A 16,086-nucleotide genomic window follows, 5' to 3' on the forward strand; every position below is an offset into this window, starting at 1 on the left:
GACGCCCCTCGGAAGGACGACGGTGTTCGATTCGACGCAGCCCCCCTCGACAGCTCTGCCCGGTGCAGTGCTGGACGAGCCGGTGCCCACCCCCGACGACCTGATCGCGGACGTGCGCTCCCGCGTGGACGCCCTCGGCGGACCGGTCGCCGATCCCGAGTTCCAGTCGCGCCTGGACGCCCGCCTCCCGCGGCTGGTCGACCTGCTCGCCGCGGTCTACGCGGGTCGCGACGACCTCGTCGAGCAGATCGTCGCCCTGGTCGAGCTCGCCGCGGCCTCCTGGCAGGAGCGTCCGGAGGACCTGCGCGCGCTCGATCGTGCCCGCGGGCAGCACCCGGACTGGTTCCTCTCGAACAAGGCCCTCGGCGGCGTCTGCTACGTCGACCGCTTCGCCGGCGACCTCGCGGGGCTGCGCGCCGAGATCCCGTACTTCCGCCAGATCGGGCTCAACTACCTGCACCTGATGCCGGTCTTCGACGCTCCGGAGGGGGAGTCCGACGGCGGCTACGCGGTGTCCAGCTACCGCCGCGTGCGCCCGGACCTCGGCGACATGGACGACCTCCGCCTGCTCGCGGCCGAGCTGCGCGAGCACGGCATCGCGCTCGTCGTCGACTTCGTCTTCAACCACACCTCGAACGAGCACGAGTGGGCGCAGAAGGCGCTCGCCGGCGAGCAGCGCTACGAGGACTACTACTGGATCTACCCCGACCGCGAGCAGCCGGACGCCTTCGAGCGCACCACTCGCGAGATCTTCCCCGACGACCACCCCGGCTCCTTCGTGCAGCTCGAGGACGGCCGCTGGGTGTGGGCGACCTTCCACCGCTACCAGTGGGACCTCAACTACTCGAACCCCGAGGTCTTCCGCGCGATGGCCGGCGAGATGCTCTTCCTCGCCAACCAGGGCGTCGATGCGCTGCGGATGGACGCGGTCGCCTTCATCTGGAAGGAGCTCGGCACCACCTGCGAGTCGCAGCCCGAGGCGCACCTGCTGCTGCGCGCGTTCAACGAGGTCTGCCGGCTCGCGGCGCCGTCGCTGCTGTTCAAGTCCGAGGCGATCGTGCACCCGGACGAGGTGATCGAGTACATCGACCTCGAGGAGTGCCAGCTCTCCTACAACCCGCTGCAGATGGCGCTGACTTGGGAGGCGCTCGCGACCCGCGACGTCCTGCTGCTCGCCCAGGCGCTCGAGCGGCGGCACGCGCTGCCGGCCGGCACGGCGTGGGTCAACTACGTCCGCGGGCACGACGACATCGGCTGGACCTTCGCCGACGAGGACGCCGCCGAGCTCGGCATCGACGCGGCCGGGCACCGGCGCTTCCTCAACGACTTCTACACCGACCGCTTCGAGGGGACCTTCGCCCGGGGCGTGCCGTTCCAGGAGAACCCGCGCACCGGCGACCGCCGGGTGTCCGGCACGACCGCCTCGCTCGCGGGCGTCGAGGCCGGCGATCCGTACGGGATCGACCGGGTGCTGCTCGCGCACTCCATCGCCCTCAGCACCGGCGGTCTCCCGCTGCTCTACCTCGGTGACGAGGTGGGACAGCTGAACGACCACGGCTACCTGGACGACCCGAGCACCGCGGGCGACTCCCGCTGGGTGAACCGCCCGCGGCGGCCCGCGGAGCGCTACGCCGAGCGCGAGACCCCCGGGGCCGACGCGGCCGAGATCTTCGGCGGGCTCCTGCACCTGATCGCGATCCGCAAGCGGACGGACCTCTTCGCGGGCAACGCGCTCACGGTCTTCGACGCGGTCAACGACCACGTGCTCGGCTACCAGCGCCCCGGCGACGGGGAGGCCGTGCTCGTCCTGGCCAACGTCTCCGACGAGGCGCAGGAGGTCGCGCCGGAGCGCTTCGGCGGCTTCGCCCCCGAGGCGGTCGACCTGGTGACCGAGATCGCCGTCGACCTCCGCGAGGGCTTCCGCCTCGCCCCCCTGCAGTTCGTCTGGCTGCGCGTGACCCCGGCCCCTCACCTGCTGGTCGAGTAGCCCCGAAGATCATGCTGGTCGAGTAGCCCCGGAGGGGCGTATCGAGACCCACCGTCCGTCAGCACGCGGTGCCATCCATGCTGGTCGAGTGGCCCTGGAGGGGCGTATCGAGACCCACCGTCCCACGGACGCCGGTGTGCAGAGCCGACCTTCAGGCCACGGTGGATCTCGATACGCCCGCTGCGCGGGCTACTCGATCAGCATGCTCAACCCCGGCTTGTAGCCTGGTCCGATGACACCCGCACCCCGCGCCGTCCTCTCCCGCCTGCTCCGGGACGCGACGCTGGCGCGCGGAGTGGCCGGCGACCTGCTGACCGCGCGGCGGGCCCGCCGCGACGTCGCCCGCGAGCTCGCGGCCCGCGCGCCGCTGACACCCGGTGTCTTCGAGATCGGCGTCTACTTCGCCGACGGCGACATCAACCTCTACCAGCTGCGCCAGTGGTACGCGCCGCTGCAGGAGCTCGCGAAGACCCATCCGGTCGTCCTCCTCTCCCGGAACGCCACCGCCACCCGGGCGCTGCTGCGCGAGAGCCCGATCCCGGTCGCGCACGTGCGCTCCGTCGCCGACCTCGAGACCGCCATCGACGAGCAGCCGCTGCGGATCGTCCTCTACGTCAACCAGAACGCGCGCAACTTCCAGATGATGCGCTACGGGCGCCGCTGGCACGTCTTCGTCAACCACGGCGAGAGCGACAAGATGTACATGACGACCAACCAGTTCAAGGCCTACGACTACAGCTTCATCGCCGGCGACGCCGCGCTCGCGCGCCTGCGCCGCGTCCTCTGGGACTTCGACTTCGACAAGCGCGCCCTCGCCATCGGCCGCCCGCAGGCGGACCACGTCTCGGGCCGCACCCCGTACCCCGAGGACGGGCGTCGGGTGGTCCTCTACGCCCCCACCTGGGAGGGCGACCGCCCCGCCGCCGGCTACGGCTCGATCCGCACCCACGGCGTCGCGCTCACCCGCGCCCTGCTGGCCGACTCCCGCTACCGCCTCGTCTACCGGCCGCACCCGCGCAGCGGCGCCGTCGATCCGGCGTACGGGGCCGCCGACCGCGAGATCGTCGCGCTGATCGCGGCGGCGAACGCGGCGGACCCGGCGGCCCGGCACGTGCACGACACCTCCGCCGAGCTCGGCTGGCAGCTCGCCGCCGACATCGCGGTGCTGGACGTCTCGGCCATGGTCTACGACCGGCTCGCGACCGGCCGACCGCTGCTGGTCACCCGGCCGATCAGCCCGGCGGCCGAGGTCGACGAGTCCGGCTACCTCGGCGATGCGGAGTGGCTGCGCGCCGAGGACGCGGCCGCGATCGTCGCCCGGCTCGAGAGCGTCGAGCACGACGAGGCGGCGGTCGAGCGCCTCGAGCGCTGGGTCGCCCACTACTTCGGCGACACCAGCCCCGGAGCCGCGACCGCCCGCTTCCACGCGGCGATCGAGCAGCTGCTCGCCGAGTGGGACCGGCACGCCGAGCTGCACCGCGACGACGCCGCCGTCGACGAGCACGATCCCGAGCACTGAGCGGGCCGCCGGCCACACGGCCGGCCACCCCTCCGGCGCCCGTCCGTCAAGCCTTCTCCCGCGGCGCGGGCGGCCGTCCGCGCCCCGCTACGCTCGACGCATGATCACCCCGCGCGCCTTCGCCCGCTCCCGCCGGCGTGCCGCCGCGCCGGCCCAGCCCGTCGTCGAACCCGACATCGTGGTGTCGAGCGACCCGGAGCGACCGCAGTTCACCATCCGCTCGTTCCGGATCGGCCTCTTCGGCGGTCTCGGCGTGCTCGTCGCCCTCGTGGTCGGCGGGCTCGTCGTCTCGCTGAGCACGGTGCTCACCTACGTCTTCGTCGCCCTGTTCTTCGCCCTCGGCCTCGACCCGCTCGTCTCCTGGCTGGAGAGCAAGAGGATTCCGCGCGCGCTGGCGATCACGATCGTGCTGGCCTCGGTGCTGCTGATCTTCGCCGGGCTGCTCCTCTACATCATCCCCATCCTGATCGAGCAGCTCACCATCTTCGTGACGAGCGCTCCCCGGATCGTCTCCGACATCGCCTCGCAGCCGTGGGTGCTCGACCTGGAGCGGCAGCTCAGCGGTGTCGTCGACGTCGACTCGCTCATCGGCAACGTGCAGAGCTTCATCGGCAACCCGAACAACCTGCTCTCGCTCGGCGGCGGCATCCTCGCGGTCGGCAGCGGCATCGCGAGCGGCGTGACCGGCGCGATCATCGTGCTGATCCTCACCCTCTACTTCCTCGCCTCGCTGCGCTCGATGAAGTCGGTCGCGTACCGCTTCGCGCCCGCCTCCCACCGCCCGAAGGCGCGCGAGGTCGGCGAGGAGATCACCGGCGCGGTGGGCCGCTACGTCGTGGGCCAGGTCTCGCTCGCGGCGGTCAACGGCGTGCTGACCTTCATCCTGCTGCTGATCATCGGCGGCCCGGTGCCGGCGCTGCTGGCCTGCGTGGCCTTCCTCGGCTCGCTGATCCCGCTCGTCGGGACGATCTCGGGCGCCGTCATCATCTCGCTCGCCTGCCTGCTCGCCTCGCCGGTGACGGCGCTCGTCGCGGCGATCTACTACCTCGTCTACATGCAGGTCGAGGCGTACGTCCTCAGCCCGAGGATCATGAACCGCGCCGTGTCCGTGCCCGGCGCCGTCGTCGTCATCGCGGCGGTCGCGGGCGGCACGCTCGCGGGCGTGCTGGGGGCCCTCGTGGCGATCCCCGTGGCGGCGTCGGTGATCATCGTGGTGCAGAAGGTCGTGTTCCCGAGGCAGGACACGAAGTAGGGTCCACTTCGGCGCGTCGCTTCGCGACGGCGCGGGGGCGGCTCGGGGCGCGTCACTGCGTGACGGCGCGGGTGCGGTACCTCGCCGCGGCTCCTTCCCGCGCGCCTGCGGCGCGCCCGCCAGACCCGAGCCAGGAGCCGCGACGAGGCACCGCACCCGCGCCTCGTGCTCGGCGGAGGGCCCCAGCATGCTGGTCGAGCAGCCCTGGAAGGGCGCAACCATGATGGTCGAGTAGCCCCGGAGGGGCGTATCGAGACCCGCGTCGTCAGCGGGGCGGGTCTGCAGACTCGTCCTCCCAGGACGGTGCGGGATCAGCGGAAGGGCGGCACCGTGCTGTCGACCGTGCTGGTGAAGGCGTTCACGGACGCGGGCGGCTCGGGAGCGGAGCCGGGGGCCGGCGCCGCGGGGAGGGTGCGGGTGACCAGGGGGACGGTGCCCGCCCAGACGCCGGGGGTCTGGGCGTCGTCGTCGGAGGGGCCGGCGGCGCGGATCTTGAGGCTCGCCTCGGCGAGGGGCAGGCGGAGGACGAGGGTGGCGGCGATCTCGCGGGCGGTGCTCGGGCGGGTCTCGGCGGGGCGGCCGGGCAGGAAGCGCTCGGTGAGCAGATCGAGGGCACGGGCCTTGCCGGGGCCCTCGACGGGCTCGGCTCGACCGAGGATCATCGCGGAGCGGTAGTTCATCGAGCTGTCGAAGGCGGAGCGGGCGACGACGAGGCCGTCCACGAGGGTCACGGCGACGGTGAGCAGCGAGCCGCGCGCCGCCTCGCGCAGGAGGCCGCCGCCGCTCGAGCCGTGCAGGAGGAGGTCGTCGCCGTCGCGGGCGAAGAGGATCGGCAGCACGATCGCGGCTCCGTCGCGGACGACGGCGACGTGCGCGATCAGCGCTTCGTCGAGCAGGGCGTCCAGGGCGCCGCGGTCGAGGACCTGGCGGTCGCGGAGCCGGGTGACGCGGGTGCGGTCGGTGGTGTCGAGGGTGTCCATGGTCCGAGGATCGCGTCCGCACTGGATCTGCGAGAATACCAGGGAGCCACGGATCGAGTGGTCCAGAACGGGGGAGTCGATGGCGTCCGGTGATCTCGAGGTGCCGCTGCTGCTGCGGGTGCCGGAGCGCGGAGAGGTCCGCTCGGGGCTGGCCGAGGCGCTGCGGGCGGCGGTGCTGGACGGCCGCTACGGGGCGGGGGACGCCATCCCCTCCAGCCGGGTGCTCGCGCAGCAGCTCGGCGTCTCGCGCGGGTCGGTCGTCGCGGCGGTCGATCAGCTGGTCGGCGAGGGCTACCTCGTGGCGCATCCGCGCGCGGCGGTGACGGTGGCGGCGGACGGGGTGGTCGTGCCGATCCGGTCCCGGGTCGCGCGGGCGGAGCCGGCGGTGATGCCGGCGACGGCCCGCTTGGATCTGCGGCCGGGGCGCCCGGACACGCGTGATCTGGACGGGCCGGAGTGGCGGGCCGCCTGGCGGCCGGCGCTCTCGGCGCCGCCCTCGGAGCTGCCGTCGGCGGCGGGGCACGCGGGTCTGCGGACGCGGATCGCCGAGCAGCTGCGGCGCTCGCGCGGGATCGACGTCGAGGCGGAGGACGTCCTCGTGACGAGCGGGACCGCGGACGCCGTCGCACTGCTGGTGCGGGCGGCCGCCGCTGCGCTCGGCCGGCCGGTGCGGGTCGCGGTGGAGGACCCGGGCTACCCGGCGGTGCGGCGGCGGCTGCGCGCGGAGGGCCACGAGGTCGTCGGGGTGCCGGTCGACGCGGACGGCATCGACCTGGACGCGCTCGCGACGAGCGGCGCGGACGTCGTGGTCGTCACGCCCTCGCACCAGTACCCGACCGGAGGGCGCCTGGCGCTCGCCGCCCGGCTCGAGCTGGTGCGCCGCGCGGCGACGGAGCGGCTGCTGGTGATCGAGGACGACTACGACAGCGAGTTCCGCTACGTCGGCGCACCGCTGCCGGCGCTCGCGTCGCTCGACGGCGGCGGGGGAGTGGCGCACGTCGGCTCGTTCTCGAAGACGGTGTCGCCTTGGCTGCGGGTGGCCTACCTGGCGCTGCCGCCCTCGTCGTGGCTGCACGGGGCGGTGCGGGAGATCGACGCCGAGCGCGACGCCTCCGTCTCGGGCCCGACGCAGGAGGCGCTCGCCGCGTTCATGGCGGGCGGCGGCTTCCGGCGGCACCTCACCCGCTCGCGGCGCCGCTACGCTCACCGTCGCGGGCTGGTCCGCGACTTCTCCGAGGCGATCGACTGGGGCTCGGCGCGTGGACTCGACGGCGGGCTGCACGTCGTGCTCGGGCTGCCCGCGCCGCTCACGGCGAGGGCGGTCGTCGCGGCACTCGCGGCGGAGGGGCTCCTCGTCGCTCCGCTCGACGACTACGCCCTGGCCGACCGCGCGGAGGAGGAGGCGCTGGTCCTCGGCTACGGCAGCGCGAGCGATCTCGAGCTGACCGCCGCGCTGAGCACGATCGACCGGACGGTCCGCGCTCTGCTCGGCAGCGACGCCGGTGTCCGTGGTATCCCTGGAGGATGACCGCCGACTCCGCCCTGCACATCACCGACGACGCCGACGCCGACGCGCTGCTCACCCGCGACCCGCTCGCCCTGCTGATCGGGATGCTGCTGGATCAGCAGGTCGCGATGGAGACGGCGTTCTCGGGGCCGCTGAAGCTCGAGCAGCGCCTGGCCGAGGAGGGGTCGTCCTTCGACGCGGCCGCGATCGCGGACTTCGACGAGGACCGCTTCTCGGAGCTGTCCCGGACGCCTCCGGCGATCCACCGCTACCCGGCGAACATGGCCGGCCGGGTGCAGACTCTCTGCCGTGCGATCGTCGACGACTGGGACGGCGACGCCTCGGCCATCTGGACCCGCGACGACCCCGACGGCCGCGAGGTGCTCGCCCGCCTCACGGCACTGCCCGGCTTCGGCGACCAGAAGGCTCGTATCTTCGTCGCCCTGCTCGGCAAGCGCCGCGGTTTCGAGGGCGACGGCTGGCGCGAGGCCGCCGGCGCCTACGGCGAGGAGGACTCGTTCCGCTCGGTCGCCGACATCGTCTCCCCCGAGTCCCTGGCCAAGGTCCGCGCCACGAAGCAGGCCGCCAAGGCCGCCGCCAAGGCCAAGAAGTAGGACGCGCGCGCGGCTCGCGCCTCACGCTGATCGAGCAGCCGCAGCAGCGAAGCCGCTTCGCGTCTCTGTGGTGAGGGAGAGGACGCGGCTGCGCCCCGTCATGCTGGTCGAGCAGCCCCGCAGGGGCGTATCGAGACCCGCCGTCACCAGCAGGACGGGTCTGCAGACTCGTCTTCTGACCACGGTGGATCTACTGGGAAGAGTCGCCCGCAGACATGCTGGTCGAGTAGCCCCGCAGGGGCGTATCGAGACCCTCCCACCCAAGGACGTCGGTCTCTTCCCCGCTCTGCGCTGGCGTCGGAGGCGCCCCCTCCGCTCGATACGCCCGCTCCGCGGGCTACTCGATCAACAGGGAAGCAACGGCTCCGCGCTCTGCTCCCGGACTCGACCGGCGAGATCGAGGACCGACGTGATGCAGCTGCTCTCCGTGCCGATCCCCGCGCCCCCTGGTCCGAACCGCTCGGCGATGGTTACCGTGTCGTGTCTCCTTCCAAATCTCGCGATCCGGTCGGATGACTTCACCGGGCCGGGTGGACACGACTGAACGGACGTCGGACAGTGTCCTTCCAGGTCGCGTCCCCCACCCGGTCCGGCCCTCCGATCCCTCTGGACGCAGAGCGGAGCAGCCGCAGGCGGCGGCGTATCGAGACCTGCGGGAGCGTGCCGTACCGGTAGCGTGGCGCCGATGCTGCCGTTCGACACCGCGCGCCTGCGCTTCCGCGAGATGACCGAGGTGGACCTGGATCTCCTGGCCGAGCTGCTCGGGGATCCCGAGGTGATGCGCTACTACCCGGCCCCGAAGACGCGCGCTGACGCCGCCGATTGGATCGCCTGGAACCGGCGCAACTACGAGCGCGACGGCTTCGGGCTGTGGGTCATCGAGACCATGGACCGCGAGTTCGTGGGGGACTGCGGCCTGACCTGGCAGAGCGTCAACGGCATCCCCGAGCTGGAGGTCGGCTACCACGTCCGCTCCTCCCTGCAGGGGCGGGGGTACGCCACGGAGGCCGCGACCGCCTGTCTCGAGTCGGCTCGACGGCGCGGCCTCGCGGACCGCCTCGTGGCGATCGTCCATCCCGAGAACAGCGCCTCTCAGCGCGTCGCCGAGAAGATCGGGCTCCGCGTCGCCGGTGAGGACCGCGACGGAGGTCCGCTGGTGCGGATCGTCCTCGCGACGCCGCTCGACGGGCCCCGGTCCTGTCCCGAGGAGGGTTGAGAGGCCGGAGAACGATTCGGCCCGAGCTGCGCGGCCGAGGTCGTCCGGTGGGTGGATCTCGATACGCGCCCGGCGGGCGCTATTCGATCAGCATGGCGCGGCTCGGCCGGTGGGGAAGCGGACGCTCATCCCCGGCATGTTGGTCGAGCAGCCGCAGAGCGGCGTATCGAGACCCGGAATCCGGATCGACTCGTCGATTCCGTTCCACAGGTGGCCGGTGTCCTCATGACGAAGGCTGAGTGCGTCGAACACGAGCGGGTCCGCTGGTTCGGGACGCTCAGCCTCCGTCCTGCGGGCGCCGAAGGCTAGAGGCGGTCGGCGAGCGCCGCGATGAGGGCCGCGCGGTCCTCGCGGAGGATCGAGGCGCCCGCGCCGGGGATCGTGCGGACCTCCGCGCCGTGGTCGGCGAGCACATCACCGAGCGAGGAGTGGCCCAGCGGGTCCTCCGGCAGCACAGCGAGCGTCGGCACCGGGAAGGCGTCCGGCGCTTCGGCGGCGCCGCGCGCCGTCAGGCCGGAGGCGGACTCCGGGTCCCAGAGCGCGTGGGCCGAGACGTCGAGCTCGATCTGCTCGTCGGTCCAGATCGGGTGGCGGTGGCGCAGCTCGTCGGCGTCGCCCTTCTCGACGTGCGCGATCGAGCCGCCGCGGCGCAGGGCACTGGTCAGCCCCTTCGCGTCGGAGAAGGCGGGGTCGAGCAGGATCAGCCGCTCGGCGCGGTACTCCGGGGCGAGCCGCGCGGCGACGACGGCGCCGAGGCCGTGCCCGATCACCAGGTCGGGCGACTGCAGGACCGAGGCGCGCACGTCCTCCGCCCAGTGCTCGACGGAGTAGGCCGGCGACTTCGGCGAGCCGCCGTGCCCGGCGAGGTCGGGCGCGACGACGCGGTAGCCGTGCTCGTGCAGCGTCGGCACCAGGGCGTACCAGATGCGGGAGTCGGTGCCGAGACCGTGCAGCAGCAGCGCGATCTTCTCGCCGGTCCCGCCGTAGTCGCGGACGTGCAGCTCAAGCGGCTCGGCACCGGCCGCGAGCGCCTTCCGCTCCGCCTTCGTCGGCGGGAGCACGAAGGTGTTGCCGAACTCGCGCGGGGCCGGACCGAACGCGTCCCGCGCGCTCTGCACGACCTTGCGGCCGAGCATCGCGTTGCCGACGCCGCCCAGCGCGGCGCCGATCCCGAACGGCATCGCCCGCCCGACCAGCCCGGCGCCCTGCTGCGCGAGGAAGTGCTTGGCGAAGGACTTCTTGGCCCGGTCGGCCAGCTCGCCCACGAGGAACGACGGCAGCCCCTTGGTCACCACCGATCCCCAGTACTGGTTCATCCCGGTGCTGGTGCCGGTCGCGTGCCCGGCGACCTGGCGCACCAGCTCGCTGCCGGAGGAGCCCATCATCAGCGTGAGCACGAGGGCGCGGGCGCGGTCCGGGTCCTCGAGGCGGATGCCGTGCACCTCGGTGACCGACTGCGCGAAGAGGGCGCTCGCCTCGAGGAAGCCGATCGCACCGGCGCCGGAGAGCGCGACAGACGCGGCGGTGCCGATCCCGGGGACGACCGCGGTCGCTCCGATGGCTGCGCCGCCGGCGGCGACGCTGGAGAGGTACTGGCGCTCGAGGGAGGTGATCAGCTGCTCCGGAGTCGCGTTCGGCCGGCGACGCCGCAGCGCCCGGATGTTCGCGAGGACCGCGGGCCGCTGGACGGCGAGGACGCGGTCCAGGATCCGGGCCAGCTGCGCGTTCTCGACGTCGGCGGCGCCGGCCTGCTCGAGCTCGTCGCGGTCCTTGCGGTCCTTCTTCGAGGACATGTCTGCACTCCTGCGTCGTGAGGACCCGCGCGTCGCGCTGTCACGACGAGCTCCGGGCCGTGCGGCTCGGACTGCCGGTCACTCCGCGGCGGGCTGCGCTTTCGGCGCGTAGTCCTCAGAATACCGGGCGAGAACCTGATCGATCGGTGCGTCGAGCACCAGCGCGCCCTTGTCCAGGTAGAGCCCGCGGGTGCAGAAGCGGCGGAGGTCGCGCTCGTTGTGCGAGACGAAGAAGAGCGTCCGGCCGGCCGCGAGCAGCTCCTCGATCCGGGCGTAGCACTTCTCGCGGAAGGCCTTGTCGCCCACCGCGAGGACCTCGTCGACCAGGATGATCGGCTCCTCGAGCCGCGACACCACCGAGAACGCGATCCGGACCTTCATCCCGCTGGAGAGGTGCTTGTACGGGGTGTCCAGGAAGTCGCCGATCTCGGCGAACTCGATGATCGAGTCGAACCGGTCGTCGACCTCGCGCTTGGACATGCCGTGCAGCCCCGCGGTCAGGTAGACGTTCTCCCGGACGCTGAGGTCGGCGACGAAGCCGCCGGTGATCTCGATCAGCGGAGCGACCCCGCCGCGGACCTCGACCACGCCCTCGTCCGGCAGCACGACCCCGGCGACGAGCTTCAGCAGCGTCGACTTGCCCTGGCCATTGCGGCCGACGACGCCGATCGCCTCGCCCGCGTGCACCCGGACGTCGAGGCCGCGCAGGGCCCAGAACTCGCCGGGCCGCGAGCGCCGGGTCCCGCGCGAGAAGAGGTCCTTGAAGGAGCGACGGCCGCGGCGGTTCCGCCGGAACCGGATCCCGAGACCCCGGCACTCGATCACGACAGGGGAGTCCCCGGCGGGAGCGCGGCCGGCGAGGGAGTCGCCGCCGGAAGCGCGGTCGGGGGCGTCCACGCTCACAGCTCCTTCAGCACCGCGCGCTCGGAGCGGCGGAAGACGATCAGGCCGAGACCGAGCACGAGGAACGAGATCAGCACCGAGGTGAGGATGAGCGGCAGGTCGAGCTCGCTCGCGAAGAAGGTGGAGCGGTAGAGCGCGAAGATCCCGCTGAGAGGGTTCAGCGCGGCCCACGGCCGGATCGCGTCGGGCAGGTTCGCCGTCGAGTAGATGATCGGCGAGGCGTAGAAGAGGAAGCGCAGCACCAGCTTGATCGCGCGCTCGAGGTCGCGGAAGAACACGACGAGCGGGGCGACCAGCAGGCCCACGCCGAGCGTGAGCACGCCCTGGAGCAGGATCGCGAGCGGGAAGAGCAGGATCGCCGGCGTCACGCCCGCTCCCGCGACGACCGCGAAGAGCACGAGCACCGGCAGGCTCGCCACGAACTCGATGCCCTTGGACAGCACGATCCGGCCGACCCAGATGGTGCGCGGGATCGATGTGGAGCGCACGAGCTTCGCCTCGTGGAGGAAGGCCCGCGTCGCGTCGGAGGTCGCCTGGTTGAACCACATCCACGGCAGCAGGCCCGCGAGCAGGAAGACGATGTACGGGTCCTCGCCGACGGTGCGCTTGAAGACGACGGTGAAGACGAAGTAGTAGATGCCCGACATCACCAGCGGGTCGAGCACCGACCACACGTAGCCGAGCGCGCTGGTGGCGTACCGGACCGTGAGGTCGCGCTTGGTCAGCAGCCAGAGCGAGTGCCGATAGCGCCAGGCCCGCGAGCGGTGCGGACGCAGGGCGGTCGCACCGGCGTCGACGCGTGCGGGGCTGCTCACGGCAGGCGACTCCTCTCGACCGGCTCGGATCGAGCCGGACGAGACGCGAGCCTCAGACGAAGAGGTTCGCCCGCTCGAGATCCTCGGCGAAGTCCACCTCGACGGCGTAGAGGTCGGAGATGTCCATCGGCTCGACGAGCAGTCTGTCCTGCTCGATCGCCAACTCTATTCCACGCTCGAAGTAGTCCTGGGCGTCGACCCGGGCCAGCTGGCGGATGAGCGCCGGCTTGTCCGCGGCCGAGACGTAGTTGATCCCGACGGCCTCGCCGAGACCGCGCTTGACGGTCTTGGACAGCTCGTCGATGTAGCCCTCGGCGCTGGTCGTGTACTTGACCTCCTCGTCGGACACCTTCGCGGTGTTGACGGTGACGAAGGAGACGTCCTTCGCGATGAGGTCCGCGGTGCGGTCGAGGATCCGCGGGTCGAAGACGACGTCGCCGTTCATCCAGAGCACGCCGCCCTGGCCCGAGGCCTGCAGTGCGCGGAGGAGGCTCTTCGAGGTGTTGGTCTGGTCGTACTGCTCGTTGTAGACGAACGTCGCCGAGGGGAACGCCTCGATGATGTGCTCGAGCTTGTAGCCGACGACGATGCTCACCGGCACCTTCGTGCCGAAGGCGTGGTGGATGTTGTCGAACTGCTGCTGCATGATCGTGCGGCCGTCGCTCAGCGGCGTCAGCGGCTTCGGCAGGGAGCGGCCGAGCCGGCTGCCCATGCCTGCGGCGAGGATGACGACGGAGGCGGGCGCACCGGTGGAGCCGCCGGCGGGGGCGGTCGGGAAGGGCTTGCTCGTCATGGGTTCTCCTCGCGTCGATCGCGGCGGAACGATGTGTTCACCGCCGCGTAGCGATCCTTAACCGGCGTGCAGCGACCTGATCGCTTCCTGGGTCACCACTTAGTGTACTGTGCACGCCTTCGAAGGCCAGGGGTTGCCAGGAGCCGTGTCGGCGCGATGGATCGGAGGCTCCTCTCCACAGGGCCCGGCGCGCCCCGTCCCCGTCCGGAGCGACTTGGTACCGTAGCCGGATGACGTCCGCGACGAACGCCGAGGAATCCGAGCGCGACGGCGCTCCGCCCGCCGAGTCGCCGACTCCCGCAGAATCCGTCGCGACGGAGGCGGCGGCCCCGGCCGCTCCCGCGCGGACGGCCGACCCCTCGCAGCAGCCCGAGACCGCCCAGCCCGCCGACCCCGAGCACCCCGTCGTCTTCGAGCTGCACGCCCTCACCCGCACCTTCGGGCGCACGGTCGCGGTCGACCGCATCGACCTCGCCGTCCGCGCCGGCACCTTCTACGGGATCATCGGCCCGAACGGCGCGGGCAAGACCACGACGCTGTCGATGATGACCGGCCTCCTCCGCCCCGACACCGGCCGCGTGCTCGTGCACGGCGTCGACGTCTGGAAGGACCCGCGCGCCGCGAAGCCGCTGATCGGCGTCCTGCCCGACCGTCTGCGCCTGTTCGACCGGCTGACCGGCGCGCAGTTCCTCTACTACTCCGCCGCGCTGCGCGGGATCGACCGGAAGACCGCCAAGCAGCGCACGGTCGAGCTCGCCGAGGCGCTCGGCCTGACCGACGCGCTCGAGCGCCTAATCTCGGACTACTCCGCGGGCATGGCCAAGAAGGTCGCGCTGGCCGGCGCGATGATCCACGCGCCCCGCGTCCTGGTGCTCGACGAGCCGTTCGAGTCGGTCGACCCGGTCTCCTCCGCGGCCGTGATCACCGTGCTGCGCCGCTTCGTCGCGGGCGGCGGCACCGTCGTCCTCTCCAGCCACGGCCTCGACTTCATCGAGCGCGTCTGCGACGACGTCGCCGTGATCGTGGGCGGCAAGGTTCTCGCCGCCGGGTCCGTCGAGGAGGTCGCCGGCACCGCGACGCTCGAGGAGCGCTTCCTCGAGCTCGCGGGCGGCAAGCAGATCGCCGAGGGGCTGCAGTGGCTGCACGACTTCTCCGGCTGAGGCTCGACGTCCTGCTCGGCGCCTTCCGCTCGGGCGCGCGACACGCGGGCGGCGCCCTGCTCGGAGTGCTCGTCGTCGTCGTGGCGACCGCGGCGCTCCTGGCCGGCCTCGGCACGCTCGAGCCCGGCTCCTGGCTCGCGGACGACGCCGTCGTCGCCGGGGGAGCGGTCGTCACGCTCGGCTTCCTGGTGCTCCCGTTCCTGCTCGGACCGAAGGATCCGATGGACCCGCGGGCGTTCCGGCTCTTCGGCATCCCGAGCGGCCGGCTCGCGGCCGCTCTCGCGCTGGCCGGGCTCGCCTCGCTCCCCGTGCTCGCGCTCGTCGTCCTGGGTGCGGCGTCGATCCGGCTCTTCCCGGGCGCCGGACTGCTGGCGGTGCTCGGCCCGCTGCTCGGCGTGCTGACCGCGGCGCTGCTGGCCAGGATCGGCCTCGCCGCCTCGTCGGCGCTGGTGCCCTCCCGCACTGCGCGGGAGCTGCTCGCGGTGCTCGGCCTCGTCCTCCTGCTCACCGCGCCGGTCGCGCTCGTGCTCACCACCGGACTCGACTGGGGCGGCGAGGGCTCCGAGGCGCTGGAGCGGCTTGCCGCCGTCCTCGCGCCCACCCCGTTCGGCGCCGCCTGGGCGATCTCGCCGAGCGCGGCCTCCGGGGCGGTCGCCGGCCCGCTGCTGACCGCGCTGCTCACCCTCGTCGTCGCCGGGGCGCTCTGGTGGCTGGTCGTCCGCGCGCTGACCGTTCGCCCCGAGCGCACCTCCCGGCCGCCGCGGGGGCTCCGCCTGGGCTGGTTCGACGTCCTCGGCGGCAGCCGCACCGGGGCCATCGCCGCGCGCAGCACGACCTACTGGCTCCGGGACCCCCGCTACCAGGCGTCGCTCGTCGCGGTCCCGCTGCTCCCGGTGCTCGCCGTGGTGCTGCTGGCCCTGGTGGGAGTGCCGTTCCCGCTGCTCTCGCTGCTGCCCGTCCCGCTCGTCGCGCTGTTCCTCGGCTGGTTCCTGCACAACGACGTCGCCTACGACGGCTCGGCCTTCTGGCTGCACGCCGCCGCCGGGGTGCGCGGCTGGTCGGACCGGCTCGGCCGCGCCTTCCCGACGCTGCTGCTCGGCCTGCCGGTCGTCGTGCTCGGCTCGCTCGTCAGCAGTGCCACGTCCGGCCTCGACGATGCGCTGCCGGTCCTGCTCGCGGTGAACGCCGCGCTGCTCCTGGTGCCCGCGGGGGTCGCGAGCGCTCTCTCCGCGCGGCTCGCCTACCCGGCGCCGCGTCCCGGCGACAGCGCCTTCGTCCAGCCGCAGGCGCCGGGAGCGAGCGGGGCCGGCTCGCAGGCGCTCGCGTTCGGCCTCGGGCTGCTGCTCTCGGCGCCGGCCGTCGTGCTGGCGGTGCAGACCCTGTTCTTCGAGGGCGACCGGGACCAGGCGATCCTCGCGGGCCTCGGCAGCGCGGTCGGCGTCTTCGCCCTCGGCGTGCTGCTCGGCGGCTTCCTCTTCGACCGCCGCGCGGCCGAGCTGGTCTCGTTCACGAGCCGCTACTGAGCCTCACCGGGCCCCGCCCGCTCC

Annotated in this window: 14 protein-coding genes; 8 read left to right on the plus strand and 6 right to left on the minus strand. The window is 72.8% G+C overall.

Annotated elements, in window-relative coordinates; genetic code table 11:
* Window positions 1-82: 82 nt before the first annotated feature.
* The 3 genes from MT355_RS03560 to MT355_RS03570 all read left to right on the plus strand — a co-directional run bounded on the left by MT355_RS03560 (window position 83) and on the right by MT355_RS03570 (window position 4,758).
* Window positions 83-1,987, plus strand: a complete 1,905-nt coding sequence (locus MT355_RS03560) for an amylosucrase (RefSeq protein ID WP_374204628.1) — start codon at window positions 83-85, stop codon at window positions 1,985-1,987.
* Between the two features lie 232 nt (window positions 1,988-2,219).
* A complete protein-coding gene (locus MT355_RS03565) occupies window positions 2,220-3,506 on the plus strand; it encodes a hypothetical protein (RefSeq protein WP_243598550.1) in 1,287 nt (428 codons plus the stop codon).
* Window positions 3,507-3,606: 100 nt separating this feature from the next.
* A complete protein-coding gene (locus MT355_RS03570) occupies window positions 3,607-4,758 on the plus strand; it encodes an AI-2E family transporter (RefSeq protein ID WP_123705088.1) in 1,152 nt (383 codons plus the stop codon).
* A 311-nt stretch (window positions 4,759-5,069) separates the two neighbouring features.
* On the opposite strand, the gene MT355_RS03575 is transcribed toward MT355_RS03570, so the two are convergent.
* A complete protein-coding gene (locus MT355_RS03575) occupies window positions 5,070-5,738 on the minus strand; it encodes a pyridoxamine 5'-phosphate oxidase family protein (RefSeq protein WP_243598551.1) in 669 nt (222 codons plus the stop codon).
* A 79-nt stretch (window positions 5,739-5,817) separates the two neighbouring features.
* Here MT355_RS03575 and MT355_RS03580 point away from each other — a divergent pair, with 79 nt between their 5' ends.
* The 3 genes from MT355_RS03580 (at window position 5,818) to MT355_RS03590 (ending at window position 9,075) form a co-directional block, all read left to right on the plus strand.
* Window positions 5,818-7,266: a PLP-dependent aminotransferase family protein gene (locus MT355_RS03580; RefSeq protein WP_243598552.1), complete on the plus strand. Its 1,449-nt coding sequence runs from the start codon at window positions 5,818-5,820 to the stop codon at window positions 7,264-7,266.
* On the plus strand, window positions 7,263-7,859 hold the full coding sequence (locus MT355_RS03585; protein WP_243598553.1) for an HhH-GPD-type base excision DNA repair protein: 597 nt from the start codon (window positions 7,263-7,265) through the stop codon (window positions 7,857-7,859). Before MT355_RS03580 ends, MT355_RS03585 begins: the two co-directional genes overlap by 4 nt.
* A 685-nt stretch (window positions 7,860-8,544) precedes the next feature.
* Entirely contained in the window at window positions 8,545-9,075 is a 531-nt protein-coding gene (locus MT355_RS03590) for a GNAT family N-acetyltransferase (protein WP_243598554.1), read from the plus strand.
* A gap of 87 nt (window positions 9,076-9,162) precedes the next feature.
* Here the strand turns inward: MT355_RS03590 and MT355_RS03595 are convergent, their stop codons facing one another.
* The 5 genes from MT355_RS03595 to MT355_RS03615 all read right to left on the minus strand — a co-directional run bounded on the left by MT355_RS03595 (window position 9,163) and on the right by MT355_RS03615 (window position 13,379).
* Window positions 9,163-9,327 (minus strand): hypothetical protein, encoded by a 165-nt coding sequence (locus MT355_RS03595; protein ID WP_243598555.1) that lies wholly within the window; start codon window positions 9,325-9,327, stop codon window positions 9,163-9,165.
* A gap of 53 nt (window positions 9,328-9,380) precedes the next feature.
* Complete coding sequence (locus tag MT355_RS03600; RefSeq protein WP_243598556.1) at window positions 9,381-10,868, minus strand: alpha/beta fold hydrolase; 1,488 nt, start codon at window positions 10,866-10,868, stop codon at window positions 9,381-9,383.
* A gap of 78 nt (window positions 10,869-10,946) precedes the next feature.
* Window positions 10,947-11,693 carry an ABC transporter ATP-binding protein gene (locus tag MT355_RS03605; RefSeq protein ID WP_123737310.1) on the minus strand — a complete coding sequence of 249 codons (747 nt, stop codon included), beginning with the start codon at window positions 11,691-11,693 and terminating at the stop codon, window positions 10,947-10,949.
* A 74-nt stretch (window positions 11,694-11,767) separates the two neighbouring features.
* The gene (locus tag MT355_RS03610) at window positions 11,768-12,586 is read right to left on the minus strand and encodes an ABC transporter permease (RefSeq protein ID WP_374204629.1); all 819 of its coding nucleotides are present in this window, start codon (window positions 12,584-12,586) and stop codon (window positions 11,768-11,770) included.
* Between the two features lie 52 nt (window positions 12,587-12,638).
* Window positions 12,639-13,379 carry an NTP transferase domain-containing protein gene (locus tag MT355_RS03615; protein ID WP_123448011.1) on the minus strand — a complete coding sequence of 247 codons (741 nt, stop codon included), beginning with the start codon at window positions 13,377-13,379 and terminating at the stop codon, window positions 12,639-12,641.
* A 230-nt stretch (window positions 13,380-13,609) separates the two neighbouring features.
* On the opposite strand from MT355_RS03615, the gene MT355_RS03620 reads away from it, so the two are divergent.
* Window positions 13,610-14,539, plus strand: coding sequence for an ABC transporter ATP-binding protein (locus MT355_RS03620; protein ID WP_243598557.1), 930 nt, complete (start codon window positions 13,610-13,612; stop codon window positions 14,537-14,539).
* Window positions 14,515-16,062 carry a hypothetical protein gene (locus MT355_RS03625; protein ID WP_243598558.1) on the plus strand — a complete coding sequence of 516 codons (1,548 nt, stop codon included), beginning with the start codon at window positions 14,515-14,517 and terminating at the stop codon, window positions 16,060-16,062. The genes MT355_RS03620 and MT355_RS03625 overlap by 25 nt, the downstream gene beginning before the upstream one ends.
* Window positions 16,063-16,086: the final 24 nt, after the last annotated feature.

This window comes from Rathayibacter sp. VKM Ac-2929 (assembly GCF_022815495.1).
Lineage (GTDB): Bacteria > Actinomycetota > Actinomycetes > Actinomycetales > Microbacteriaceae > Rathayibacter > Rathayibacter festucae.

Bases quoted from the DNA above. Each gene is read 5' to 3' on its own strand.
- MT355_RS03615 (WP_123448011.1), bottom strand. From the start codon at position 13,379: ATGACGAGCAAGCCCTTCCCGACCGCCCCCGCCGGCGGCTCCACCGGT.
- MT355_RS03585 (WP_243598553.1), top strand. From the start codon at position 7,263: ATGACCGCCGACTCCGCCCTGCACATCACCGACGACGCCGACGCCGAC.
- MT355_RS03570 (WP_123705088.1), top strand. From the start codon at position 3,607: ATGATCACCCCGCGCGCCTTCGCCCGCTCCCGCCGGCGTGCCGCCGCG.
- MT355_RS03575 (WP_243598551.1), bottom strand. From the start codon at position 5,738: ATGGACACCCTCGACACCACCGACCGCACCCGCGTCACCCGGCTCCGC.
- MT355_RS03580 (WP_243598552.1), top strand. From the start codon at position 5,818: ATGGCGTCCGGTGATCTCGAGGTGCCGCTGCTGCTGCGGGTGCCGGAG.
- MT355_RS03590 (WP_243598554.1), top strand. From the start codon at position 8,545: ATGCTGCCGTTCGACACCGCGCGCCTGCGCTTCCGCGAGATGACCGAG.
- MT355_RS03565 (WP_243598550.1), top strand. From the start codon at position 2,220: ATGACACCCGCACCCCGCGCCGTCCTCTCCCGCCTGCTCCGGGACGCG.
- MT355_RS03600 (WP_243598556.1), bottom strand. From the start codon at position 10,868: ATGTCCTCGAAGAAGGACCGCAAGGACCGCGACGAGCTCGAGCAGGCC.
- MT355_RS03620 (WP_243598557.1), top strand. From the start codon at position 13,610: ATGACGTCCGCGACGAACGCCGAGGAATCCGAGCGCGACGGCGCTCCG.